Annotated in this window: 1 protein-coding gene; it reads right to left on the bottom strand. The window is 38.4% G+C overall.

Translation table 11 applies throughout. The features are described from left to right. Positions 1–19: 19 nt before the first annotated feature. Positions 20–787: IS3 family transposase (locus tag ACOI1D_RS21740; protein ID WP_422504293.1), on the bottom strand; the 768-nt coding region annotated here is incomplete at its 5' end.

The following is a 787-nucleotide window of genomic DNA, read 5'->3' as shown; positions in this document are numbered from 1 at the left end:
TTGGATTGTCAACACTAAATCAAACAATTCCTTTAAGGGCTGAGTTTCGATATTCTACTGGACTTAAATAGCCAAGCGTGCTGTGCGAACGGACATTATTGTACCAATTGACATAATCAAAAAGTTCAAGAGATAGCTGTTCAAGGGTGGAAAAGTGTGTTCCGTTGACTAATTCTGTCTTCAATATCTTAAATGTCGTTTCTGCTACCGCATTATCATAAGGGTTTCCTTTATGACTTAGAGAGCGTTCAATCTTGTGTTCACTTAATAATTCATCAATAACGACGTTCTTAAATTCAGATCCGCGATCTGTATGAAACAGTTTTACATTTTCTACTGGACGTTTGACAGTCCCGAAGGCACGTTGAACTAATACTGCATCTTTGCACTTGCCAGCGCTATAACCAACTATTTCTCTATTATATAAATCTATTAAAAAACAAACGTAGTTCCAACGTTTACCTACTTTGACATACGTTAAGTCACTGACCAGCACAGACATCTCTTCCACTACTTGAAATTCCCGGTCTAACACGTTACCAACGGGGTCTTCATTTGGCTGGGTGGTCATTGGTTTATAGGACGCTTGGGCATATTTTGATTGGATCCCAAGTTCCCTCATTAATCTACCTATGCGACGCCTGGAAACCGTGTAACCTGCTTTTGAAAGGGCTTTTTTAATTTTACGAGTCCCATATACCTTGCGGTTTTTGTTGAAAATCACACGTATTTTTTCTTTTAATTCCTGTTCTTCTTCAGCTTTTTCTTTTTCTTTTCGTGCTGCTAT

It is taken from the genome of Virgibacillus sp. DJP39, from assembly GCF_049310925.1.
In the GTDB taxonomy this organism is placed as follows: Bacteria; Bacillota; Bacilli; order Bacillales; family Amphibacillaceae; genus Virgibacillus_F.
Note: the sequence above shows the minus strand (reverse complement) of the source record. Positions and strands in the feature narration are given on the sequence as shown.